Raw genomic sequence first — 23,694 nt, 5'->3', positions numbered from 1 at the left:
GAGACATTACTACTTACGCTTTTCACCCAGCATCTATCATTAATCATCAACCAGTATCTATGATTCGTTTCCTCATACAACGGCCCATTGCCGTGCTGATGGCATTCACTGCCTGTTTCATCATAGGCTTGGTGACATATTTCACATTGCCCGTATCGCTGTTACCGGACATTGCCATCCCGGAAATAACGGTACAGGTGACAGCAGAAAACACGTCGGCACGTGAATTGGAGAATACAATGATAAAGCCTCTGCGCCAGCAGCTCATCCAAGTGGCCAAACTGGAGGACATGCACAGCGAAACACGCGACGGTGCCGGACTTATCCGCCTGAATTTCGACTATGGCACCAATACAGACCTGGCGTTCATTGAAGTGAACGAAAAAATTGATGCCGCCATGAACTACCTGCCCAAGGAGGCCGACCGTCCCAAGGTAGTAAAAGCCAGTGCGACAGACATACCGGTGTTCTACCTCTACCTGACCTTGAAAAACGACAGTGCTTATGCCGCCACAGACGAGAAAGCCTTCCTGAATTTATGTGAGTTTGGCGAGAACGTTATCAAAAGACGCATCGAGCAGCTGCCCGAAGTAGCCATGGTGGACGTAACAGGTCTGCTGGACCGGGAAGTACAGATTGTGCCTGACCCGGATAAACTGGCCGTGCTGGGGCTGTCTGTGGAAGATATTGAAAATACACTGACACAGAACAATGTGGAACCTGGCAGCATGACCGTGCGCGACGGATATTATGAATACAACATCAAGTTCTCTACCCTGCTGCGCACCGAAGATGATGTACGCAACATCCTGCTGCGCAAAGAAGACCGCATTATCCGGCTGGGAGATTTCTGCCACATCAATGTAGTACCCGCCGAAGAACGGGGTGTCGTGCTGAGCAACGGCAAACGAGCCATAGCCTTGGCTGTCATCAAGCAAGCGGATGAAACGATGGACGACCTGAAGCAGGCCGTAAACGAAACGATGGACTACTTCCGGCAAATGTATCCAGATATCGACTTCAATATCAGCCGCAATCAAACAGAACTTCTGGACTATACCATCACAAACCTGCAGCAGAACCTTTCGCAAGGTTTTCTCTTTATCTGCATAGTGGCCATGCTGTTTTTGGGTGACCTGAAATCGCCGTTCATCATCGGACTGAGCATGGTAGTGTCACTCGTGACAGGCTTCATATTCTTCTACCTGCTTGACATGTCAATGAATATCATCTCCCTGTCCGGTCTTATCATGGCACTGGGTATGATGATAGACAACAGCATCATTGTGACGGAAAATATCTCGCAATATCGCGAACGGGGCTACTCCTTGCGACGGGCATGTGTGGCAGGCACCAACGAAGTGCTTACCCCCATGATAAGCTCTTCACTCACCACCATCGCCGTGTTCGTCCCCCTGATTTTCATGAGCGGTATCGGCGGTGCCTTGTTTTACGACGAAGCTTTCTCGGTGACAGTCGGACAAATCACCTCCTACTTCACCGGCATCATGCTGTTGCCCGTGCTCTATTACTTGGTTTACCGCACAGGCATCCGCCGGAAGAAGTCATGGATTTCCCGAATCCGCATCAACAACCCGCTGAAAGCGCACACGATGGACCGCTTTTATGATGCCGGTGTAGACTGGGTATTTGCACACAAGAAAACAAGCATCATTTTCTGCATCATTTCTGTACCTTTGTGCGTATTCATGTTCTACTTCATCGACAAAGAGCGTATGCCTCAGATAGACCAAAACGAACTGCTGGTGCGCGTAGAATGGAATGAAAACATCCATGTGGACGAAAACCGCAACCGCATAGACAACCTGATGCGACAACTGAAAGACGACGTGGTGGAACAAACTGCCGATGTGGCACAACAAGACTACCTGCTGAACCGCGAACAACCGCTGTCTTCATCGGAAGCCGAACTGTACTTCAAAACCGAAAGTCCCGAAGAAATCGCTCCTTTGCAGGATAAAATATATAATTTGCTGAAGACCGGTTATCCTTTGGCTGTCGTGTCTTTCTCACCGCCTGAAACCGTATTTGAAAAGCTGTTCAACACGGGCGAGGCAGACATCGTGGCCGAACTTTATGCCCGCAACAAGCAGGCTACACCTTCTCCTGAGGAATTACGCACGCTGGAACAACGCCTGACCGATGTGGCAGAAACAGCGCCTGTGGGACTGGCTTTTGAAGACCAGCTGAACATTCTCATCCTGCAAGAACGGCTGCTGCTCTACAACGTCAGCTACGATGAAGTTTACCGGACTCTTCGCACTGCTTTCAAGGAGAATGAAGTGGCAATGCTGCATTCTTATCAACAATACCTGCCTATCAGTATCGTAGGACAGGATCGTACGGTAAATGAAATACTGCAGAATACGCTGGTCCGTACCCTACCCGACGAGCAAGGTGAAATAGAATACCTCCCTCTGAGTCAACTTATCCGCATATCACCGGCCGAAGACCTGAAGACTATCACAGCCGGTAGAAACGGTGAATACATTCCTTTCAGCTTCTATCACGTGCCACATCCCGAAACGCTGATGAAAAATGTGAAACAGGAAGCAGACTCCGACGGGCACTGGGACACATCCTTCAGCGGCAGCTTCTTCTCCAACCGCGAGATGCTTAATTCGCTGGTGGTAATCCTATTTATCTCCATCTTGCTGATGTACTTCATTCTGGCAGCCCAATTCGAAAGTTTTCTGCAGCCGCTCATCGTGCTGCTTGAGATACCTATCGACATCGCTTTTGCCCTGGTGCTGCTTTGGGTGTGCGGGCATACCCTGAATCTGATGTCAGCCATCGGTCTTATTGTAACCTGCGGCGTCATTATCAACGACTCCATCCTGAAGTTGGATGCCATCAACGAATTGCGAAAGCAAGGATGGCCTTTGATAGAAGCTATCCATGAAGCCGGAAGACGACGCCTGCGCCCCATTATCATGACAGCTCTAACCTCCATGTGCGGTATGATTCCTTTATTGTTTGCCTTTGATATGGGTTCTGAACTGCAGCATCCCTTTGTCATCGGCATGATTGGAGCTATGGTCATTGGTACGGCTGTCAGTCTCTTCATCATACCACTCATCTACTGGTATATCTATCGCAAGGGAGAAGCCAAGCGCTTGTCTATGTTGGGAAAGGAGGCTGACCATGCATCATGAAAAGCTTACCGACATATTTACTAAATACAAGATATTGTCAAACAATGAAAAAGCCTCTATCTACATTATCCACCTTGTAAAGACAAATAATATAATGAAAAAGATACTGATACTTACACTTCTGCTTCTGCCAACGGTCCTACATGCCCAACAAAAGCTAACCTTGGACCTCCAACAGACAATCCGCCTGGCAAACGACAGTTCGCTGGAATCTTTCCGCGCACAAAACATGTACCTCAGCGGATATTGGGAATATCGCAGCTACCGTGCCAACCGCCTGCCCAGCCTGACACTGGACCTGACGCCCGCACAATATTATCGCGATATTACACGCCGATACGACTCAGAAGCAGACATTGATGTCTACCGCTCACAGCAATCATTCTACGCGTATGGCAGCTTGTCCATCCAACAGAATTTAGACCTGACAGGCGGTACATTCTATGCCAATACATCGTTGGGATATATGCGTAACTTTGGTTCCAACAAATACACACAGTACACCAGCGTACCTTTTCAGATAGGTTATACGCAAGAACTGATTGGCTACAACGCCTTCCGCTGGGAACGTAAAATTGAGCCTCTGAAATATGAAAAAGTAAAGAAACAATATCTTTACAACACAGAACAGGTAGCCGAACAAGCCACTACATACTTCTTCGAACTGGCCATGGCGCAAGCCGAATACGACTTGGCACGGGACAATGCAGCCAGCACTGACACCCTTTACCGCATCGGACAAGAACGCTTTAAAATTGCAGGCATCAGCCGTGCCGACTTGCTGACATTGGAACTGGACCACGTCAATGCAGGCAATACCCTTCAGACAGCCGCCAGCAGTCTGAAACGCGCCATGTTTACTTTGGCATCATTCCTCGATTTGCCCAAAGACACACAAATCCGTCTCGTCCTGCCCGGTCCGCCACAAAACTTCAATATTCCAGTAGATAAAGCCCTAACCATGGCACGCGAAAACAACCCGGACTTCCTACAAGTGCGCCAGGATATTCTGGAAGCTGAGCAAGAAGTGGACCGGACTAAGAAAGAATCGCGCTTCAATGCCAGTATCAATGCCAGTATAGGTTTCAACCAGGTGGCCGAAGATTTGGGCGGGGCCTACCGTCATCCTCAGCAGCAGGACATGGTATCCGTTTCTGTCAGCATTCCACTCGTAGACTGGGGAGTGCGCAAAGGAAAGTATAATATGGCACGCAACAATCTGAACGTAGTCAAAATCTCTTCCAGACAAAGCGAAATCAGCATAGAAGAAGAAGTCATCATGACAGTAAACGACTTTAATATCCAGCAAAGCCTGGTGCAAAGTGCTTCGCGCGCACTCGACCTGGCCGACATGGCCTACGAAGAGACACGCCAGCGATACATCATAGGGCAGGCCGACATCAACAGCCTGACCCTTTCACTCAACCGGCAACAAGAGGCGCAACGCAATTACATCTCTGCCCTACAGAGTTACTGGCTGAACTATTACAAGATACGTCGTCTGACTTTATTCGATTTTGCCAGCGGATTCTCGCTGTCTGATAAGTTCGATTGGAATGTGAGTGATATGTAAACAAAGGAATGTAGACTTATTATGACCCAAAAACGTCCTCATCCATCTGCCATCCAGACCGACCATCAGCGTGTAGTAGTAGGCGGGCTGTCGTCGTTCACACTCATCGTATCCTTTATCTGCCTGGCTTTAGTCGGACTGGCACTGATTCCCATGCTGCCTGTCAAACTGAATCCTTCGCGCAGTTTACCGGGATTCACTGTGAGCTATTCGATGCCTAATGCCTCATCACGCGTGATTGAGATGGAGGTAACCAGCCGACTGGAAGCCATGCTGGCCCGCATCCGGGGGGTAGAGAAGATGAGTTCTACATCGGGCAACGGTTATGGGAGCATTACCATCGACCTGGACAAACATACTGACGTGGATGCCGTACGTTTCGAAGCTTCCACCATCATACGCCAGACATGGTCTGAGCTGCCCGATGGTGTGTCTTATCCGGTTATTCAAATGAAAGTGCCCGAAAGAGACGCGCAACGGCCTTTCCTTTCTTTTACTCTCAATGCACCTTCTACACCTATCCTTATCCAGCAATATGCCGAAGAACATATCAAGCCCCGTTTAGCCCGCTTAGATGGAGTCTATAAAGTAGAGATTAACGGTGCTACTCCTATGGAATGGCAACTGGAATACGACAGCGAACAATTACGTCGTTTAGGGGTCACCATCCAGGACATTACCCAAGCTGTAGAGAATCATTACCGACGGGAATTTTTAGGAACCAACGATGTCAGCGACGGGAAAGGTGGCAGACAATGGATTCGCCTTGCCCTGGTGCCCGAAGGCAGTGCCTCTCACTTTGATGCGGCCACTATTCCTGTCACCACTGCTGATGGTAAGATTCTCCGGCTGGACGAACTGGTCAAGGTAACCCATATAGAAGCCGCTCCACAAAGCTATTACCGCATAAACGGGTTGAATTCAATTTACCTGTCTGTTACAGCCGAGGAAACTGCCAACCAATTGCGCCTGGCTACAACCGTAATGGATGAAATGGAAGCCATGAAATCAATACTGCCGGTAGGCTATGAAATCCACATCAGCTACGATGCGACGGAGTATATCAGCGAAGAACTTGATAAAATATATTATCGTACAGGACTCACCGTACTCATTCTGCTGGCATTTGTTTGGCTCATCACACGACGTTTGCGTTATCTGTTTCTTATTGTTGTCAGCCTTGCGGTGAATATCTGTGTGGCAGGTATCTTTTACTACCTTTTCGGACTTGAAATGCAGCTTTACTCGCTGGCAGGTATCACGGTGTCACTCAATCTGGTCATCGATGCCACCATCGTAATGACTGACCATATTCTGCACCGCCACAATCTCAAAGCCTATCTTTCTGTGCTTGCCGCCACGCTTACCACAATGGGAGCATTGGTCATTATCTTCTTCCTGAAAGAAGAAATCAGACTGAACCTGCAGGATTTTGCTGCCGTGGTTATCATCAACTTGGGAGTATCACTGTTTGTTTCGCTATTTTTCGTACCCTCTCTTATCGAAAAATTAGGATTGGTAAAAAGCCGTCCCTTCTCCCTGAAAGGTATCTGGAAGGTGCTGCGCCGACACAAAAGAAAAAGCCTCGGCTCTGATAAGGAAAATTATCGGCATGCCCGTTGGCAACAGTTCCGTTCACGTTACCTATCAGGCAAACGTCCCACCGTATATTTCACCCGTTTCTATGAACGGCTGATATGTTTGTTGCGCCGTCGCCGCTGGGCGGTATGGGTAGTGCTGATACTGGCCTTCGGACTGCCGGTCTTCCTGCTGCCGGAGAAAATAGAAGACGACAGCCGGTGGGCAGAACTTTACAACAAGACTGTGGGAACCTCAACTTACAAAGAAAACATCAAGCCCATCATAGACAAAGCCTTAGGAGGAACACTCCGCCTCTTTGTGGAAAAAGTGTACAACGGCAGCTATTTCACCCGCAACGAAGAAGTGGTGCTGATTGCCACTGCCACCTTACCCAATGGCAGTACGCTGGAGCAAATGAACACACTGATGAAACGCATGGAGACTTATTTAAGCCAATTCAAAGAAATACGTCAGTTCCATACATCAGTCTACAACGCCCGCCGAGGCGGCATAAATGTGTACTTCAAGAAAGAATACCAACACACCAGTTTCCCCTATACCTTGAAGGCCAACATCATCAGCAAGGCTCTGCAGTTAGGTGGAGGCAGCTGGGGGGTTTACGGCTTGCAAGACCAAGGGTTCAGCAACGATGTACGCGAAAGTGCCGGTTCTTACCGTGTGGTCATGTTCGGCTACAACTACGACGAACTGTATGAATGGGCCGAACGGTTGAAATCCAAGCTCTTAACCCACCGCCGTATTAAAGAGGTTCTTATCAACTCAGAATTCTCGTATTGGAAAGACGATTATCAGGAATATTATTTCAACCTGAACAAACAACGTATGGCACAAGAGGACATTAGTGCCACTCCCCTTTTTGCTGCTGTCCAGCCCATTTTCGGACGTGATATAAATATAGGTACAGTAGTAACAAAAGACGGGACAGAAAACATCAAACTATCCTCGCGCCAGTCCAACGAATACGACATCTGGGCCATGCAATTCTATCCCTATGGCACAGACAATGACAAACATTACAAGTTGTCCGACTTGGCTGAGGTAGAAAAGGGACAGATGCCCCAGCAGATAGCCAAAGAAGACCAACAATACCGCCTCTGCCTGCAGTATGAATACATCGGTTCGGGCGAAATGGGACGCCGCCTGCTGGAAAAAGACCTGGAAGAGTTCAACAAACTGTTGCCTATGGGCTACACCGCCAAGTCGGAAAGGAGTTATTGGTATTGGGGCAAAGACAACAGCAAGCAATACCTGTTGTTGCTACTGGTCATTGCCATCATCTTTCTTATCACCGGCATACTGTTCAACTCACTGAAACAGCCGCTGGCCATTATTTCCGTCATACCGGTTTCCTATATCGGAGTGTTCCTCACGTTCTACCTTTTCCGGCTTAATTTCGATCAGGGAGGCTTTGCTTCGTTCGTTCTGTTATGTGGAATCACTGTAAACGCCAGCATATACATCATGAACGAATACAACAGTCTGCGCCGCCGTTTCCCGAAACTCACTCCTCTCCATGCCTACACCAAAGCTTGGAATGGAAAGGTAGTGCCTATCTTCCTGACGGTAGTATCTACCATCTTGGGCTTTATTCCCTTCATGATGGGCACAGACAAAGAAGCTTTCTGGTTCCCATTGGCCGCAGGTACCATCGGAGGACTGCTCATGTCGGTAGTGGGTATCTTCTTCTTCCTGCCTTTGTTAGTGCTGAGACGCAAGGACGTAGGAGAAAAGAAAAAGCAGAAAAGGAAACGTCTGCTTCCCAAATTCGCCCGGATAAGAAAATCCTCCACTACGCCCCGTTAACAGAAGTTTGTCAGCCAACTAAGAAGGATATATATCAGGAATACGGTATCATTCTGTCATCCCAACCTTGTACTCTTCCGACAACGGAAAAAGCAAAGGAAGAAGACAGAATGATACATTAATCTATCAAGCCTTCACTCTCCCAACCGTCTTTAATACCGAATTCCACAATGATACTTCAGCAGTACCTTCTCTTCCTTTACTTCTATCCCCGTCACCTGTTTCTTCAGACAAATCTTTACGGGACATAAATTCTGTACCCAGACCCAAAGCATCCCCAACAACTTGGCCGAAGAGCACACCTTTCAAACGGTTCTTAAAGCAATTTTTAAATAGGTTCTTATCCAAAATACATCAATCTATTAAACTTTCACTTTCATCCGAATGTCTTGCAGCATTCTTCTTCACACACTCCCTGCTTGTGTTAGCATAGCAATACACACAAAAATGCCGACAAGTATCATACATACCGATGTCTTTGCTCACCATGCAACCGCAGGCCTTGCGTTGCCCTTTGTCCTTCAGGTTCTTCCTTTCAATCGGTATATCCGGAATCCCACCAAACAAATCCGGTTCGGGCAGCTTGCCCGTATGCAGGTAGTACACCAGCTCCCGGTCATCGCTCCAAATACGCTCCATCAGTTCACCGTCTATGCAACGGTTGTGCTCTATATCATATCTGTCAAGGTCTATTTCTTCCGCGCAAGTAGCCAGACGGATATTCCATCCTTCCGAAGCCCAGATATCCCGCATCTTCGCCAAACCATCTACGATTTCCACCCTCTGCACTGCATCCATCTCTGCCGATTCCACATCTTCTTTCGTAAACACCCCGGTTTCCTTCACCAGATTGCTTTGCACTTTGCGGTAGGCTCTTACATCCACAAAGCTGAACACCAGTTTGTCCGTGCAGCCCTTCAACCGGTTGCCAATCTTCCAGATGCGGCTAAGCAAGGTGCGCGGTGTCATGCCGGGCGCCAGCATCAACGGGTCAAACCGCCAAATCACCCGCTCATGCCCTATCCTCTCCGACAGCGCACGGAATGTCTCTATCCTTTCCTCCACACCAGGCACATTTGGTTCAAAGCCCTCCTGTACATAGTCGTTCAGCGTCACTTGGAAATAATAATGAATGCCCCGCTCGTCCAACTCACGCAGATAAGGAAGTATCGGCTTCGGATTCTTTGTCCAAAAGACAATGACTTTGCATCGGGCAAACGATACATACATCTTCTGCTGCCGATTAAAAGGATTGTACCAGACGCAATAGCCTTTCTCCAGCCGGTTGAAGAACCATTTGGCGTAAAAGGCCGGGATGTCCGTAGAACGACTGGCAGAGATGATGACGGGAGCGGTGGCTTCTACACACTCGTTTCTATCTGTCCATATTTGCAGTTTATTGCTTATCACATATACTGTCAGATATCGTACAATTTTTCTATGTCGCTTAAAATCTCGTCATTCAGATAACCCTCAACTGCCTCATACATAGCCTTTGAGCCCAACAAGTATTCGTTTCTCCTATCCTCACTGACGGTTTCTTTCACTTTACGAAGATACAAATTAATCAGTTCCCAATCCCATTGAATACGCGGATTTTTTTGGATAACTTTCCAATCCAATTCATTTTGGTGTTGAAAAATGAAATCTTTTGTCATAGGAAGGTACGAATACAAAGAGATGCCTTTCCGTTCCAATCTCGTTATCACTTCATTTCTCATTTCCTCTGTTATTTCAAAAGATGTGCCGACTATTTCTTGCAGGTGATTCAACGTCTCTCTAATGTTGTTGATTCCCATTTGTGCAAAGAAACCATCATTTTGCAACAACTTATTTATTTGCCGCCCATTCAATAAATTCACTAAATTCCAACTCCAGGTCGTGAATTCATTTTGTACTACATAAATGAAATTAGGACGATCAGCTTCTTTTAAGAAATCAATATAGCAGGAATATTGATAAACATAAGCAGAGCATCTTTCAAAATATGATATATCGTTAAATGCCATTGCATCGTAAAAAACATCTTTTAACTCTGGTATATCCTTAACATTTCTTATGCGCCTAGAATCATAATCAATACAATATGGCACACTTACACCCTCTATTGAGAAACATTCTCCTTTTCGCTTTATAACATTCAAGTTAGTAATATAAAACCATTGCTTTTTATTATTAATCCATTCGCGAAAAGTTTCATATTTAATTATATCACTATCTTTTAGACTATAATATTTCCTAACAATATTCCGAAATAATGTTATTCCAATGCTACCTTCACCTAATACAAAATTCCTCCATAAAGCCAATGCCGCCATATTAACCTGCATTTGTGCTCCATCTTTCATCTTCTGAATCTGATTTATATTCCATTGAAACTGCTTTAAGCTTTGCATATTATAAAGCACGTCATTGGTGTCATTCATTGCCTGCTTCAAATTCAGATTCAAAGCATTGTTGTATAATAAAATCGTATTATCCATCATCAGTCACTCATTTTTCATTTCAATTTATTCCAAGCGAATGTACGAACAAGGTTCTGAAAATCCTTTTCCCATTTCTCTCTATCCTCCACCCAATAAGACAATGTTAAGGTGACAGTTTCATCATTATTGAAAAAAGAATATGTATATACTTGAACAGGATTATCTTCTGTCCCACTCCTCACATATTCAATTTCCAGTGCATAGATATTACCAATCTTTATCCAACAAACCCCTGGTTCTCCTATAATCTTATTTCCTGCAGCTTCATTACCTTGCTTTACAGACTTCTGTAAATAAAAAATTCCTTCTGCCCCAAATTCTTCATATTCTGTTGCCTTATAAAAATCTCCTGTATTTCCTTTTTCATAATTCACCAAAATCCTACAATACGTTTCAAATGCTTCAGGCGAATTCATAGCAAGCCCTTTTTGTTGAAATACAATATTATCCAAGTTGATTCTATAACCATGCCATCTAATATCCCTTACCTCCTGCGAATATAAATCATTCTTATTTCTAAGCTCTACTGTATTAGGGACACTTAAAGTAAAAGCATTAGCAAGCTCATAATTTATCCACTCTTTAACTGAATATTCTCTTGTATTGCTTCTTACGTCATCTTCAAACGTATTATTGAAACAACAAACATCTATCCTACTTTTCTCAAATACTTTCGCCTGTCCTCCATTGCTACATAATAGAAACAACATAATACAAGCAAGTTCCTCCATCTTTATAAACTTCATATTATCAATTCTTTTCATCTCTTGTGCTTTTGCTAAATGTATTTTTAGTTTACATTTCTTCATTGCGAATAGACTCGGTTCTTATATTAATTTCTCCAGAAGAAACATTTCCCATTCTATCTTCAAACTGAATTGTTATATAATTATCGCCCACATTTAACCGTGGCAAACGATGCTCAAAAACAAAAGCATTTTTACGAAATGCCTCTGACAAATCTATTCTATACCGATTCCCTTGCAAAATCACAGAACTCAAATCTCCGATCTCTGCTATATTAACAGTAAACACTATTGGATACCCCCAATAATTATTCCCCTCAAAGTTCCCCCATGTTACATTTTTAATTTGAGATTGATATAAACTCACTGGAAATTTGACATAATAGTCTTTAAACTTTTCAAGGGCACCATGTACTGGATATGCATTAACAGAAAATAATTGCAGAGCAGGATTTTCCCACAATAATATAGGCGCTACATTATCAATAACGATTCCTCCTACTGGATAATAATCATAATCCCAGTTTTCATTTATCCCTAACAGGAACAAAGAAATCTCTCCAGAAGCATAAGGATTATGCAATATAGGAACAAGAGTAAGATATTTATCACCAACAGCTTGATTTCTTTTACCTTGTTTAAAACCATTCACAATTTCTGATTCAGCAAAAGTCTTCAAGTTATTTTCTTTATCCACTGCCAATAAATAAAAATAGTCATAATCCATATTTGTATGAACTACAATAGGCTCATTAGGCATCTCTTTTACTTTTCTAACTTCACTCAACTCATAAAGATTTTCATGGCCATTATTTAAAATTATATACATTATATAAGCCATTCGTTCTATGAAATCATCGTCTTTCCTAATCTTATTGCGAACTAAAAAAGACTTAGCTCGTGGGAAATATTGAAAATAATCCCCATGCTTAATCGTTCCATATCCATTTGTTAGAAGCTGTGCAAACTTTGAATTTGAATCATTCTTACTGAACAAATTAGGAATAGCTAATACCTTAGCACTATCAGCCAAAATTCCATCCTTAGACTTCAATATATAATGAAAATCTAAAACACCTGTATAAGCACAAGTATATGCTATTGTATCTACTTTATCAAAAGCTTCTTGCTTTTTCAGCAAAGGCAAGGTTTTTTCCTCCTCACTCACTAAAAAGACATTTTCTGAATGTAATATTATCCCTTCATAGCTAATAATATAATCTATAGAAGCACCTGATTGTTTACCCTTATACACAACTTTCAGACCATCTTCTTCAAAATTCATTTTTTCAATGGATTGATTCTCACAGGCAGTCGAAATAACTGATAATAAGGAGACATAAAATAAAGCAAAATTAAATGGAATCTTCTTCATGATAGTAAATATATAAGATCATTGACTACCGTAAAAACAGCATGCAACATTAACAACTATTTTTTCTCAGATTTCGCTTTTACCACACGATAATATTGAGTGTTCTCATCATCCTTAAACTGTATCATCCGATATTTATTTCCTCCTACATACCAGCTACCTCCACCTGCATAGCCTTCATATGTGAACGTCACCTCAATATTGTTATATTTCATATTTCGATAATCGTTAGCGGGAAGTATGCTTTTAATGAACATCATTTTGAAATCGCCGAATCCATATTCCACAAAATAAGCATGTTCACAAGCAACATCCAATTTCTTTTTATACCAGCCGCTATCTAAAAGCAAAGGTTCTAATAATATTTCCATTTCAGGTCCCTCTATTCCTGCCGAATTATATCCTGCAATCGTTCTTAACAACTCTTCATATACATCAACAACAGCCTGCATTTTATCCACCCGGTTGAAAAAAGCCGTAATTTGATAATCCCCCCACCCTCTCAACATCTTAGAATCATATCTCATAGTCTGAATAGCCTGATAGGCTTTATTCTGTTTCTTCAACTGATTGAATACCACAATCGTATTTTGATGATTCCAAGGAAAACGAGTAAAGGATGCTATCATATCAACCATAGCGTTATCCAACCTATCCAAATCTTGACAGGCTTGTCTGTAGCTATAACTACTTTGTGCAAAGGCCACAAATGGATATATAACCCACAATACACAGATGAAGAACAATCTCATAATAAACTCACAAATTATTATCTATTCCGTACAAACTCCCATCGCTCCAACAATTGATTCCATTTATAATAACCAATCATATTTCCATAAGAATCATATATTTCATATCGTTGAAGCATATCATTCCACTTTTTAGAATACTGTTGATTCCCATAAGAATCATAGCCCTCAGTACGATTCAAAATTCCATTTTTCCTTTCGTATCCTTTAGAGTTTCCATATTGGTCTTGTACATCCTTACGGTTAAGCGTTCCATTATATTTTTCCGTTTTCAACAAATTCCCGTAAGCGTTATAGTATTCAATGCGATCCAATAATGAATTGTATTTTGCATACCCGACCATAGAACCATAAGAATCAAAAAACTCTATTCGTTCCAAAAGTTTATTATACTTTTGAGTATAATTCTGCCCGCTTAAACAAACAGAAACGAGCAACAGACAAATAGTTATAAATGCTTTCATAAAATAAAGGGAATTAATATATAAACCAATCATAAGATAAAGCATGTTTCTGTTTAATTGCATACAATGCTTCATTAGCTTTCCTCAATCCATATTCAGCTGCATTCTTTAACCATCTCTTCCCTATACGCTTTTTCTTTAATAACATATAAGCAATGCCTAAATTATAATATAATGTAGCATCATAATGACCACAATGTAATGCCGCGTGTGCATAATCTAGGAATTTAGTAATTTGTTTTTTCTTCAAACATTCCATTCCCAATTGAATATATCGTTCAAAATCTTGTTTATCAGCCATTCTTTCAAAAATTTTCTTTCGTTCTTCCGCAAGTTCCTGTTCTTTCAAAAGCCTTTGCCGCTCTTCTAAAAGTTTCTGCTGTTTCAATCTTTCTCTTACTTCAGGATTTGATGCCATTGCTTTCATTAGCATAAACATTTCTGAAGGAATTGGTACATAGGTATTAATAACAGGCATTTCAGCAGGCTGATCAAAACGATTCGCCTGCGCATTCACAAAAATCGGCAATATCGCCAATATCGCCAACAACAAAAAACAACGAAATCTCATTTTTCCACAATATTATTCCTCCAGTCCCCAAAGAATTTTAAACATAAAAAAAGCGCAGGACTGCGTGCTATTCATCGTTCTTGAAGGTCCTAGGAAAACCCGATACACTAATGGAATAGACAGCAGACCCACGCTGGAAACCAGCGTAGGAACCGACTGTGCCACTCTTGTGTATCTCGACAATTTCCTAGGTTCTCAAGAACAAGAATGAAGCACAACGCTTCTTACAATTTTTTATCTCACAAAAAAGGTTCGAAGGCAACGCTTTGCACTTCGCTTGCAAATATATGCTTTTATCCCTAAACATCCAAAATTAATCAGGGCAAACGCATCAAAATTCCAATATTTTTGCAGGGTGGATCCATTTGAGAATCCTAAACCTCTATTTGAGAATCCTAAACCTCTATTTGAGAATCCTAAACCTCCATTTGAGAATCCTAAACCTCTATTTGAGAATCGTAATATGCCATTTGAGCAGTCCCATCTGTAGGTTTACCGGCTTTCAAATTTTCGCCTCGCCAATCTGCCCTGAATCCACTCTTTCCTTCACAAAGAATAAGTTTTCTCTCAAAAAGCCTTCACGCCTTCACGCTGCTGCAAGGACTTATTTACCAGCAATTTGTTGTGAAAGATACTTCCTTCACGCATCTTTCACAACCTTCGAAAAGGCCCCAACTTGGAGGAAGCCAACTTCCAAGCGGTAAGCATCCTACTTACAATATATAAGCTGTCCGCTTCAAAGGTATTCCGTGAAACTTATTAAGGCTATGCCTGTTGACGTACGGAGAAAGCGGTGAAAGATGCGTGAAGGCAGCATCTTTCACCGCATCTCACTCATCTATAGCGACTACTAAGGTGTTGAAAGCGTGAGGGCGTTTTCCGCAAGACAAATACGGGTGAACATCTTTCACTGAAGATGCCCGGAAATCTTCTATTTTCCCATTTACAAAATAAGGCTGCTTACATTTTATCATTGCATTGAACAACAATCGGATGCGGTGAAAGATGGGAAAAATCCGTTTACAAAATCGCCCTATTCCGGCCTTTACAACAGGATATGCTTACAATTATCCGAAACCGTTTCTCAGACAAGCAGGCAAAAAATAATCTCCGCTTTTTGGAGCAACCTAACAAACTTATTACTACATTTGCATAACCATCATAAACCTGTGGATTATGAAAGATGTCATCTGTTTCCTCGAACAACTGGAACGCAATAACAACCGCGAATGGTTCCAGGCGCACAAAAGCGACTATTTGGCCGCCCAAGAACAATTCAATGCGCTTGCCGAACAAATCATCGCGGGTATTGCCCGCTTTGACAAAAGCATCCAGGGACTTTGTGCCAAGGATTGCACGTACCGCATCTATCGCGACACCCGTTTCTCGGCCGACAAAAGCCCGTACAAGACGCACATCGGTGCCTTTATCTGCCCCGGCGGGAAAAAATCGGGATTTGCAGGATATTATTTTCAGGTAGGTCCCGAAGAAGATGGCTACCTCTCCGGCAACATGCTGGCATCAGGACACTACATGATGGAGAAGCAACCGCTCCGTACCCTGCGCGAGGATATTTGCAACGGCGAAGGGGACTTTGAGCGTATCCTACATAAAGCACGCCCCTTCTGCCTGGACGAAGAGGGGAAACTGAAACGGGTACCCGCCGGTTATCCGGCCGATTCACCATACGCAGCATACCTGAAATACCGCACCTACTGTCTGGTACACTCACCCGGCAAGGCTTTCATGCTTGATGGGAACGTAGCAGAAAAGACTGTGGAGCTCTTTCAACGCACTTATCCTTTCATTGAATATGTCAACCGCGCCATTGCCTTTACGCGGGAGGACTTCTAAAAAAAACAGATAACCATGAAACGAATAAGAACCATATCGACAGCCCTTGCCATCGTGCTGCTGTGCAGCGGATGTTATACCAGCCGCACTGCTTCAGGAGGCGACCCGGGTGCTACCTTGGCGGGTGCCGCCATCGGCGGAAATGTCGGCAGCCTGGTAGGTGGACTGATTGGTGACAGCCGACACGGCTGGCACGGAGGCTACCGCGGCTCGGCCATCGGAGCTATTGTAGGCACCATTGCAGGAGCCGCCATCGGCAACGCTGCGTCACGCCCCCGGACAGAACCGGAAGATGCCTATGTGATAGAACGGACTGCTCCCGTACAGACCGAACGCAGACACCGGACAGCAAACGGCATGTATAACTTGAAGATTCGGAATATCCGCTTCATCGACGACAACCGCGACCATGCCATCAGTTCGGGCGAAAGCAGCAAGGTTGTCTTCGAAATCATCAATGAAGGCAACCGGCCCGTATTCAACGTAGTACCCGTGGTCGAAGAACTGACGGGCATGAAGCGCATCTACATCTCACCGTCGGTCATGGTGGAAAGCATCGCCCCACACAATGGAGTGAAATATACTGCCACGGTATCTGCCGGCAAACGCATCAAGACAGGCGAAATTGTGCTGCGCGTGGCTGTGGCCGACGGCATGGGAGAACAATACGACGGACAGGAATTCAGCCTGCCCACTTTGCGATAAAGGAAAACCTTTTTTATAACCCCTTAAAATACGATCAGACTATGGCAGACAACTATCTGGAAAAACAGTATGAAGACTACGAGGCACGCAAGGCGGCCTGGGAGTGGGAACGTAAACATGGCAAGAAAATAAAGAAAGGCGTTCCCAAGCAACCGGAACCTGTCCGTCCCCTTCACCCCGATGACTTGGATGCCATCGAGGAAGACGAGGAGGAGGAAGAAGGCCGTTAGCAAACCGCTCGGAGGCACAAATGTCTTGTACATGGGTGCCTCTGTATTTAATTTGAATCCACTATCTTTGCACCACGATGTTACACAGATTCAAGACTCCGGTATCAGATATACCTCTGCCCAGGCAGTTCACTTATCCTTTCTACTACACTCCACACCCTTTATGTGTAAAGGCAGCAGAAGAAGTGCAACAATACCTGGCGCTACATCCGGAATGGAATGAAGGAAAGATGTTCGGTGTACTGGTGGTGCAGACCGACAACGACGGAATAGGGTATCTGGCTGCTTTCTCGGGCATATTGGGAGGAAGCAACCGGCATCCGTTCTTCGTGCCTCCTGTATATGATTTACTGCAACCCGACGGATTTTTCAAACAAGAAGAAGCAGCCATCTCCCAACTCAATGCCGACATCAGTCTGTTGACCAGAGATAAGGTTTTTCTGCAACAACGAGAAGAGGTGCAGAGGCTGGAAACGGAAGCTGCCCAGGAGTTGAATGATGCCCGACAGGCAGTAAAAGCAGCCAAAATGCTCCGCGAAAAACGACGCCAGACCACCCCTCCTCTGTCACCCGAGGAATCGGCTGCCCTCATACGCGAAAGCCAATTCCAGAAGGCTGAGTACAAACGGCTGGAACGCCGCTGGAAAGAACGCATAGAAACGGCCCGACAGACCGTAGCTGCACACGAATTCCACCTGCAAGACCTGAAACACGAACGGAAAACCCGCTCTGCTGCCCTGCAACAGCGTCTGTTCGAACAGTTCAAACTGCTGAACTACCGCGGGGAGATGAAAGACTTGTGTGAGATATTTGCCGATACCGTGCAACGTATTCCTCCTGCCGGTGCTGGCGAATGTGCTGCCCCTAAACTGCTGCAATATGCTTACCAGCACAGATGGAAACCTCTCGCCATGGCTGAATTCTGGTGGGGAGCATCGCCACAGACTGAAGTGAGAAGGCAAGGTTGCTATTACCCATCATGCACCGGAAAGTGCGGTCCCATCTTGCGGCACATGCTGCAAGGACTGGACGTAGAACCCAACCCGCTGGCACTGCGCAGTGTCGGAAAGGAATTAGAAATCGTGTACGAAGACGATGCCATCATAGTGGTCAATAAACCGGCAGGATTACTCTCGGTGCCCGGCAAGGAAGAGAAATTCTCCGTATATAGCCTGGTACAGGCACGCCTGCCTCAACGCGAAAATCCGCTGACTGTACACCGCCTGGACATGGATACTTCGGGGTTGCTGTTACTGGCCAAAACCAAGGAAGCGCACCAGCACCTGCAAGCCCAGTTTGAACAACGCCTCATCCACAAACAATACATTGCCTGGCTGGAGGGAACGGTCAATCAAGACACCGGACGCATAGCACTGCCCCTCTGCCCTGATCCTCACGACCGTCCCCGACAAAAGGTTGACCCGGTAGAAGGGAAACCGGCCATCACAGACTATAAAGTACTGGAACGGAAAAACAACCGGACCCTTATTGCTTTCTATCCGCTGACGGGACGCACACACCAATTGAGAGTGCATGCCGCCCATCCTTTGGGATTGCATTGTCCCATCGTGGGCGACATGCTCTACGGCAAACCGGCAGAACGGCTTTACTTACATGCTGAAACGCTGTCTTTTACTCACCCGGTCACCGGAAAGAAAATGACCTTCTCCGCGAAAAGTCCGTTTTAATAATTGGCCTTTATCGTCGGCAGGGCTTTTTGGATATCTTTAATGCGCTGTGCATCGCTGGGATGGGTGCTCAACAAAGCCGGAACAGTGCCGGTAGTGCCTGCCGACATTTTCTGCCAGAAACCCACTGCCACATCCGGATTATATCCGGCCATCTTCATCAGGATAAGCCCCATGTAGTCGGCTTCGGATTCATGCTTGCGGGAAAAAGGAAGCATCACGCCTACCTGAGTCCCGATGCCATAAACCGTTCCCGCCAGTTTCTGCACGGCAGCACTCTTCTCCGACAGGGAGCGGTTCAGTATCTGCGCGCCATATTGCGCCAATACCTGCTGACTCATACGCTCGTTGCTGTGCTTGGCCACGGCATGTGCCACTTCATGCCCCAACACCACGGCCAGTTCATCATCCGACGAGACAATCTTCATTAATCCTTCATACACCACAATCTTCCCGCCAGGCATACAAAATGCATTTACCTGGTCATCCTTCACAAGGTTGAACTCCCACGAGAAATCTTTCACTTCGGCAGCCAGGCCGTTGGCACGCAAATAGCGCTCGGTAGCATCGGCAATCTTCTTGCCCACCCGAGTCACCATGTTTGACCACTGGGTGGAAGCCGACTTGGGAGCCGTTTTCATGTAATCCCTGTATTGGGTCAGGCTGGAAGAGAGCACATCTTGGTCGGACACCAACAGAATCTGCCTGCGGCCCGTCAGAGGAACGGTGCCACACCCCGACAATACAAGCATCGAGGCAAGAACAATGAGAAGTTTTTTCATATTATTGAATATTATTAATGTAGAAGCAAAGATAGCTCTTTTAAGGAAGAATCTTGGCATTTCCTCGCCTTTTTTGTAACTTGCGACCGTTTTTTCAAGCAGAACCGGAATGTTACGCATCACCCAAGAGAAACGTATTGTAGAACAGATAATCCGACTCTATTGCCGGCACAAGGAAGGAAACCGGGAATTGTGCGCCGAATGCCGCGCCCTGCTGGCCTATGCCCACGCCCGCCTGGAACACTGTCCTTTCGGAGAGAAGAAACAAACATGCCGCCTCTGCCCCGTTCACTGCTATAAACGAGACATGCGGGAACGGATGCGCCAGGTAATGCGCTATGCCGGTCCCCGCATGTTATGGTTTCATCCTGTAGCGGCCCTACGTCACTTATGGCAGGAATACTGCTACCGATAACCGTCTGTCAGTTATTGAAATAATAAAGGAAGACGGCCACTCCCTCCAATGCTTTCTTGCGCTCTCCCTCGATGTCGATAGAGAATTTGATTTCGGCTTTAGCCACGCCACGCAAGTTGGCAAGCGACTGAAGGCTGGCATTCAGACGGATGCGCTGTCCTGACAGTACGGCCTGTCCGAAACGCATCTTCTCCATGCCATAATTAATCATCATCTTCAGGTTATTCACCTCAATAATCTGGTTCCAAAGATAAGGCAACATGGAGAGCGTCAGATAGCCATGCACGATGGTGCTCTTGAAAGGACTCTCGGTACGGGCACGGTCCACATCAACGTGAATCCACTGATGATCCGATGTGGCATCGGCAAAGAGGTTGATGCGCTCTTGCGATATTTCCACATACTCGGAAGTACCGATGGGTTGTCCTACCAGTTTCTCAAACTCTTCATACGAATTGACAATTACTTTTTCCATTCTTCTCTATAGGGTTATTAGTTATGAAATCGTTTCCTACGTCATTCTTCGGCAGGACAGTCTGCCTATGCGGAAAACGGAAACAAATATACTTCATATTCTGACAAAACGCAAATTTGATGAAGGATTTATAAAGAAATGGCTTACCTTTGCAGAGAAAAGAAACCAAAAGACTACCATTCGGGAAAAATATGAAACGAGTCGTCATCGTAGGGGCAACCTCAGGCATAGGGCATGAAGTTGCCTTGCAACTTATCCGGTGCGGATGCCGCATCGGGGTGGCCGGGCGCAGGGAAGCAGCCTTACAGGCACTAAAAGCCAGCATGCCCGGGCAAGTGGTGTACCGCAAGATAGACATCACTGCCGAAGATGCATCCGAACGTCTGATGGCCTTGGTCGAAGACCTGGGAGGGATGGACATCTTCCTGCTGTGTGCGGGCATCGGAAAGCAGAACCCCATGCTGGACACAAAAGTGGAATTGGCTACGGCACAGACCAATGTCATGGGGTTCATCCGACTGATGGATACGGCTTTCGACTATTTCCGACGCCGGGGCAGCGGACACATAGCCGCCATCAGTTCCATTGCCGGCACCAAGGGATTGGGAGCTGCACCTGCTTATTCTGCCACCAAACGCTTTCAGAACACCTACATCGACGCCCTGGCCCAACTGGCACGAATGCAACGGCTGCCAGTCCGGTTCACTGACATAAGACCGGGGTTCGTAGACACCGACTTGCTTCGGGGCGATAAGCACTACCCCATGCTGATGTCGCCCGCCCGTGTTGCCACCCGTATTGTCCGTGCCCTGCACCGCAAGGAGCGTGTCTGCATCATCGACGGACGATACCGGATACTGGTGTTCATCTGGCGGCTCATCCCCCGGTGGTTATGGGAAAGATTGCCGGTAAGGAACTGAACGGAAGGAAACGCCCGGACTGAATCCGGACTAATCACGCTCCTCCCTTCCATACCTCACCTGCCCCCTGGCACTGGAAAAAAGACAATGAACTGAAAACATATACAACCAATAGCAATGAAAAAACATCTCAAGGCCACCGCCCTGACCGCCGCAGCAGCCCTCTGTCTCGGCGTGTCGCTGCCCATGCTGGTGGGCAACGGGGAATTCCGCCCCGAACGCGACTCTGTAAAATCGCAAGTACCCTCCTACACCGCCCCGCTCCGTGTGCCGCAAAGCATTGACTTTGCAGGCGAGACTATCGCCCTCGACCGCTACGACCTACGCGAACGGCTGGACCGCGAACTGATGGCATTCACTTACATGCACTCTTCGACCATGCTGACATTGAAACGTGCCAACCGCTATTTCCCTGTCATCGAACCTATCCTGCGTGAAGAAGGACTACCCGACGACATGAAATACTTAGCTGTCATCGAGAGCAGCCTCAACCCGCAGGCACGCTCCGGTGCCGGAGCTGCCGGAATGTGGCAGTTCATGAAAGGCACGGCACGGGACTTCGGCTTAGAGGTGAACGACAATATAGACGAACGCTATCATATAGAAAAAAGCACCCGCGCTGCCTGCCAATACCTGAAACAGGCGTATGAGAAATATGGCAGCTGGCTCTGCGTGGCTGCCTCATACAATGCCGGACAGGGACGCATCAGCCAACAGCTGCAAAAACAGGGGGTCACCCGCGCCGTCGACCTCTGGCTGGTCGAAGAAACCGCCCGCTACATGTTCCGGCTCCTGGCTGCTAAGTCTGTATTGAGCCATCCGCAGCAATACGGCTTCCTGCTGAAGCGGACCGACCTTTACCCTCCCATCCCTTACACCACAGACACGGTCACTACAGGCATAGCCGACTTGGCTTCGTACGCCCAAGGCAAGGGAATCACCTACGCCCAACTGAAAGATGCCAACACCTGGCTGCGCGACACCTTCCTGCAAAACAAAAGCGGACGAACCTACGTACTGCACATCCCCACACACGAAGGCATGTTCTACGACCCGAAGAAAACCGTGCCGCACAATCCGGAGTGGACCATCGACTAAAGCAGACCATCGACTAGAAGCTCAAAAGAGGCTGAATATAAATCTTAAAGAGGAAAATTTAAACAGGCTCCAAATACGAAATGAAGAATGAAGAATCTACGCGCATAGTGCAATTCCTCATTCTTCATTCTTCCACTAATATTCAAAACCGAGAATAACTGCTGAAGCGATTTACTCCTCCAGCAGACCGACTGCCCCTACCTACCTTTCCGAAAAACTTCCAAGCGCTAAGCACAAAGCACCTAAGCAATATGAACCAACTTTCTAAGCGCTAAGGAATCAGGCGGTTATATATATGAAAAAACTCACTGAACATCAAGAACATGGGAATAAGTACGCGCCAGGCATCCTGTGACGAAAAAGAAGAAGAAAAAAGAAGAAACACAACGGACAACGAAACAACTTCTCCCATACCACCCAACAGGATTTGTACAACAGACATCTCTGTCCGATATTTCTTCTCCTCCTCCACCACATAAAAGACAGCCTGTTGTCCGGTTGCCTGCATCCACACAAAACGCAGGAGAAAAATAGACGAAAAAAGGCGGAAATAAGCCCCGAAGCAGAGAAAAAATAGAAAAATGCGGTACAAAATGCGGTTTTTTCCTGAAAAATTTTTGTAATATGCAGGTAAATTGTATATTTGTGTGAATTTTTGGCGGAGTAGCTATGACAGACGAAGGAAAGCAACTTTTAAATGCCTTTGAAACACGGCTCAGACACCTCATCTACCTGCACGAAGAGCAACGGCGCGAAAACGCTGAACTCCGCAGACAGATAGACGAAGCGGAAGAAGCCAGGCGAAATTTACAGGCAGACTTCGATGAACTGGCACAACGCTACACCGACTTGAAGACAGCCACGGCCATCAGTTTGGACGGAAACGATGTGAAAGAAACCAAGCTGAGACTGTCGAAACTTGTGCGTGAAGTGGATAAATGCATCGCTTTGCTGAACGAATAACAACGGAAAGAGAAGA

Annotated in this window: 21 protein-coding genes; 11 read left to right on the top strand and 10 right to left on the bottom strand. The window is 45.9% G+C overall.

Annotation, left to right across the window (positions count from 1 at the left end; genetic code table 11):
• Positions 1-59 precede the first annotated feature (59 nt).
• The 3 genes from B5F34_RS05195 to B5F34_RS05185 all read left to right on the top strand — a co-directional run bounded on the left by B5F34_RS05195 (position 60) and on the right by B5F34_RS05185 (position 8,154).
• On the top strand, positions 60-3,176 hold the full coding sequence (locus tag B5F34_RS05195; protein ID WP_087335785.1) for an efflux RND transporter permease subunit: 3,117 nt from the start codon (positions 60-62) through the stop codon (positions 3,174-3,176).
• Positions 3,177-3,270: 94 nt separating this feature from the next.
• The gene (locus B5F34_RS05190; protein ID WP_087335904.1) at positions 3,271-4,749 is read left to right on the top strand and encodes a TolC family protein; all 1,479 of its coding nucleotides are present in this window, start codon (positions 3,271-3,273) and stop codon (positions 4,747-4,749) included.
• 21 nt (positions 4,750-4,770) lie between these two features.
• Positions 4,771-8,154 (top strand): efflux RND transporter permease subunit, encoded by a 3,384-nt coding sequence (locus B5F34_RS05185; protein ID WP_087335783.1) that lies wholly within the window; start codon positions 4,771-4,773, stop codon positions 8,152-8,154.
• Positions 8,155-8,280: 126 nt separating this feature from the next.
• Here B5F34_RS05185 and B5F34_RS05180 read toward each other — a convergent pair whose 3' ends face one another.
• The 8 genes from B5F34_RS05180 to B5F34_RS05145 all read right to left on the bottom strand — a co-directional run bounded on the left by B5F34_RS05180 (position 8,281) and on the right by B5F34_RS05145 (position 14,548).
• A complete protein-coding gene (locus tag B5F34_RS05180) occupies positions 8,281-8,502 on the bottom strand; it encodes an ADP-ribosylglycohydrolase family protein (protein ID WP_162609290.1) in 222 nt (73 codons plus the stop codon).
• A 6-nt stretch (positions 8,503-8,508) separates the two neighbouring features.
• Positions 8,509-9,564 carry a DUF1848 domain-containing protein gene (locus B5F34_RS05175; protein WP_087335779.1) on the bottom strand — a complete coding sequence of 352 codons (1,056 nt, stop codon included), beginning with the start codon at positions 9,562-9,564 and terminating at the stop codon, positions 8,509-8,511.
• An 8-nt stretch (positions 9,565-9,572) separates the two neighbouring features.
• A complete protein-coding gene (locus tag B5F34_RS05170) occupies positions 9,573-10,640 on the bottom strand; it encodes a hypothetical protein (protein ID WP_087335777.1) in 1,068 nt (355 codons plus the stop codon).
• Positions 10,641-10,654: 14 nt separating this feature from the next.
• The gene (locus tag B5F34_RS05165) at positions 10,655-11,404 is read right to left on the bottom strand and encodes a hypothetical protein (protein WP_204245585.1); all 750 of its coding nucleotides are present in this window, start codon (positions 11,402-11,404) and stop codon (positions 10,655-10,657) included.
• A 31-nt stretch (positions 11,405-11,435) separates the two neighbouring features.
• Complete coding sequence (locus B5F34_RS05160) at positions 11,436-12,761, bottom strand: hypothetical protein (protein WP_140392959.1); 1,326 nt, start codon at positions 12,759-12,761, stop codon at positions 11,436-11,438.
• Between the two features lie 56 nt (positions 12,762-12,817).
• Positions 12,818-13,399 carry a hypothetical protein gene (locus tag B5F34_RS05155; RefSeq protein ID WP_239448812.1) on the bottom strand — a complete coding sequence of 194 codons (582 nt, stop codon included), beginning with the start codon at positions 13,397-13,399 and terminating at the stop codon, positions 12,818-12,820.
• Between the two features lie 131 nt (positions 13,400-13,530).
• The gene (locus tag B5F34_RS05150; protein WP_087335902.1) at positions 13,531-13,977 is read right to left on the bottom strand and encodes a hypothetical protein; all 447 of its coding nucleotides are present in this window, start codon (positions 13,975-13,977) and stop codon (positions 13,531-13,533) included.
• A 13-nt stretch (positions 13,978-13,990) separates the two neighbouring features.
• Positions 13,991-14,548: a hypothetical protein gene (locus tag B5F34_RS05145; protein WP_140392958.1), complete on the bottom strand. Its 558-nt coding sequence runs from the start codon at positions 14,546-14,548 to the stop codon at positions 13,991-13,993.
• 1,176 nt (positions 14,549-15,724) lie between these two features.
• Here B5F34_RS05145 and B5F34_RS05140 point away from each other — a divergent pair.
• The 4 genes from B5F34_RS05140 to B5F34_RS05125 all read left to right on the top strand — a co-directional run bounded on the left by B5F34_RS05140 (position 15,725) and on the right by B5F34_RS05125 (position 19,025).
• On the top strand, positions 15,725-16,402 hold the full coding sequence (locus tag B5F34_RS05140; protein WP_087335767.1) for a DUF2461 domain-containing protein: 678 nt from the start codon (positions 15,725-15,727) through the stop codon (positions 16,400-16,402).
• 15 nt (positions 16,403-16,417) lie between these two features.
• Positions 16,418-17,107, top strand: a complete 690-nt coding sequence (locus B5F34_RS05135; RefSeq protein ID WP_087335764.1) for a glycine zipper family protein — start codon at positions 16,418-16,420, stop codon at positions 17,105-17,107.
• A 41-nt stretch (positions 17,108-17,148) separates the two neighbouring features.
• Positions 17,149-17,337 (top strand): hypothetical protein, encoded by a 189-nt coding sequence (locus B5F34_RS05130; protein WP_087335762.1) that lies wholly within the window; start codon positions 17,149-17,151, stop codon positions 17,335-17,337.
• 77 nt (positions 17,338-17,414) lie between these two features.
• On the top strand, positions 17,415-19,025 hold the full coding sequence (locus B5F34_RS05125) for an RluA family pseudouridine synthase (protein ID WP_087335760.1): 1,611 nt from the start codon (positions 17,415-17,417) through the stop codon (positions 19,023-19,025).
• On the opposite strand, the gene B5F34_RS05120 is transcribed toward B5F34_RS05125, so the two are convergent.
• Complete coding sequence (locus B5F34_RS05120; protein WP_087335758.1) at positions 19,022-19,807, bottom strand: M48 family metallopeptidase; 786 nt, start codon at positions 19,805-19,807, stop codon at positions 19,022-19,024. The two genes, B5F34_RS05125 and B5F34_RS05120, sit on opposite strands and share 4 nt — an antisense overlap.
• A 109-nt stretch (positions 19,808-19,916) precedes the next feature.
• Between B5F34_RS05120 and B5F34_RS05115 the strand changes: the two genes are divergently transcribed.
• Complete coding sequence (locus tag B5F34_RS05115; RefSeq protein WP_087335756.1) at positions 19,917-20,222, top strand: nitrous oxide-stimulated promoter family protein; 306 nt, start codon at positions 19,917-19,919, stop codon at positions 20,220-20,222.
• Between the two features lie 7 nt (positions 20,223-20,229).
• Here the strand turns inward: B5F34_RS05115 and B5F34_RS05110 are convergent, their stop codons facing one another.
• The gene (locus B5F34_RS05110) at positions 20,230-20,697 is read right to left on the bottom strand and encodes a MaoC family dehydratase (protein ID WP_087335755.1); all 468 of its coding nucleotides are present in this window, start codon (positions 20,695-20,697) and stop codon (positions 20,230-20,232) included.
• 191 nt (positions 20,698-20,888) lie between these two features.
• Between B5F34_RS05110 and B5F34_RS05105 the strand changes: the two genes are divergently transcribed.
• The 3 genes from B5F34_RS05105 (at position 20,889) to B5F34_RS05090 (ending at position 23,678) form a co-directional block, all read left to right on the top strand.
• Positions 20,889-21,617 (top strand): SDR family NAD(P)-dependent oxidoreductase, encoded by a 729-nt coding sequence (locus B5F34_RS05105; protein ID WP_087335753.1) that lies wholly within the window; start codon positions 20,889-20,891, stop codon positions 21,615-21,617.
• A gap of 117 nt (positions 21,618-21,734) precedes the next feature.
• Positions 21,735-22,715 carry a lytic transglycosylase domain-containing protein gene (locus B5F34_RS05100; protein WP_087335751.1) on the top strand — a complete coding sequence of 327 codons (981 nt, stop codon included), beginning with the start codon at positions 21,735-21,737 and terminating at the stop codon, positions 22,713-22,715.
• A 669-nt stretch (positions 22,716-23,384) separates the two neighbouring features.
• Entirely contained in the window at positions 23,385-23,678 is a 294-nt protein-coding gene (locus B5F34_RS05090; protein ID WP_087335746.1) for a hypothetical protein, read from the top strand.
• Positions 23,679-23,694: the final 16 nt, after the last annotated feature.

Source organism: Mediterranea sp. An20 (assembly GCF_002160055.1).
GTDB lineage: Bacteria > Bacteroidota > Bacteroidia > Bacteroidales > Bacteroidaceae > Bacteroides > Bacteroides avicola.
This window is presented reverse-complemented; position numbering and strand designations above follow the sequence as displayed.

What these genes read in the sequence shown, in the direction of transcription:
- B5F34_RS05195 (WP_087335785.1), top strand. Translation starts at nt 60, where the DNA reads ATGATTCGTTTCCTCATACAACGGCCCATTGCCGTGCTGATGGCATTC.
- B5F34_RS05190 (WP_087335904.1), top strand. Translation starts at nt 3,271, where the DNA reads ATGAAAAAGATACTGATACTTACACTTCTGCTTCTGCCAACGGTCCTA.
- B5F34_RS05185 (WP_087335783.1), top strand. Translation starts at nt 4,771, where the DNA reads ATGACCCAAAAACGTCCTCATCCATCTGCCATCCAGACCGACCATCAG.
- B5F34_RS05170 (WP_087335777.1), bottom strand. Translation starts at nt 10,640, where the DNA reads ATGATGGATAATACGATTTTATTATACAACAATGCTTTGAATCTGAAT.
- B5F34_RS05165 (WP_204245585.1), bottom strand. Translation starts at nt 11,404, where the DNA reads ATGAAAAGAATTGATAATATGAAGTTTATAAAGATGGAGGAACTTGCT.
- B5F34_RS05160 (WP_140392959.1), bottom strand. Translation starts at nt 12,761, where the DNA reads ATGAAGAAGATTCCATTTAATTTTGCTTTATTTTATGTCTCCTTATTA.
- B5F34_RS05155 (WP_239448812.1), bottom strand. Translation starts at nt 13,399, where the DNA reads ATGGTTGATATGATAGCATCCTTTACTCGTTTTCCTTGGAATCATCAA.
- B5F34_RS05150 (WP_087335902.1), bottom strand. Translation starts at nt 13,977, where the DNA reads ATGAAAGCATTTATAACTATTTGTCTGTTGCTCGTTTCTGTTTGTTTA.
- B5F34_RS05145 (WP_140392958.1), bottom strand. Translation starts at nt 14,548, where the DNA reads ATGAGATTTCGTTGTTTTTTGTTGTTGGCGATATTGGCGATATTGCCG.
- B5F34_RS05140 (WP_087335767.1), top strand. Translation starts at nt 15,725, where the DNA reads ATGAAAGATGTCATCTGTTTCCTCGAACAACTGGAACGCAATAACAAC.
- B5F34_RS05135 (WP_087335764.1), top strand. Translation starts at nt 16,418, where the DNA reads ATGAAACGAATAAGAACCATATCGACAGCCCTTGCCATCGTGCTGCTG.
- B5F34_RS05130 (WP_087335762.1), top strand. Translation starts at nt 17,149, where the DNA reads ATGGCAGACAACTATCTGGAAAAACAGTATGAAGACTACGAGGCACGC.
- B5F34_RS05125 (WP_087335760.1), top strand. Translation starts at nt 17,415, where the DNA reads ATGTTACACAGATTCAAGACTCCGGTATCAGATATACCTCTGCCCAGG.
- B5F34_RS05120 (WP_087335758.1), bottom strand. Translation starts at nt 19,807, where the DNA reads ATGAAAAAACTTCTCATTGTTCTTGCCTCGATGCTTGTATTGTCGGGG.
- B5F34_RS05115 (WP_087335756.1), top strand. Translation starts at nt 19,917, where the DNA reads ATGTTACGCATCACCCAAGAGAAACGTATTGTAGAACAGATAATCCGA.
- B5F34_RS05110 (WP_087335755.1), bottom strand. Translation starts at nt 20,697, where the DNA reads ATGGAAAAAGTAATTGTCAATTCGTATGAAGAGTTTGAGAAACTGGTA.
- B5F34_RS05105 (WP_087335753.1), top strand. Translation starts at nt 20,889, where the DNA reads ATGAAACGAGTCGTCATCGTAGGGGCAACCTCAGGCATAGGGCATGAA.
- B5F34_RS05100 (WP_087335751.1), top strand. Translation starts at nt 21,735, where the DNA reads ATGAAAAAACATCTCAAGGCCACCGCCCTGACCGCCGCAGCAGCCCTC.
- B5F34_RS05090 (WP_087335746.1), top strand. Translation starts at nt 23,385, where the DNA reads ATGACAGACGAAGGAAAGCAACTTTTAAATGCCTTTGAAACACGGCTC.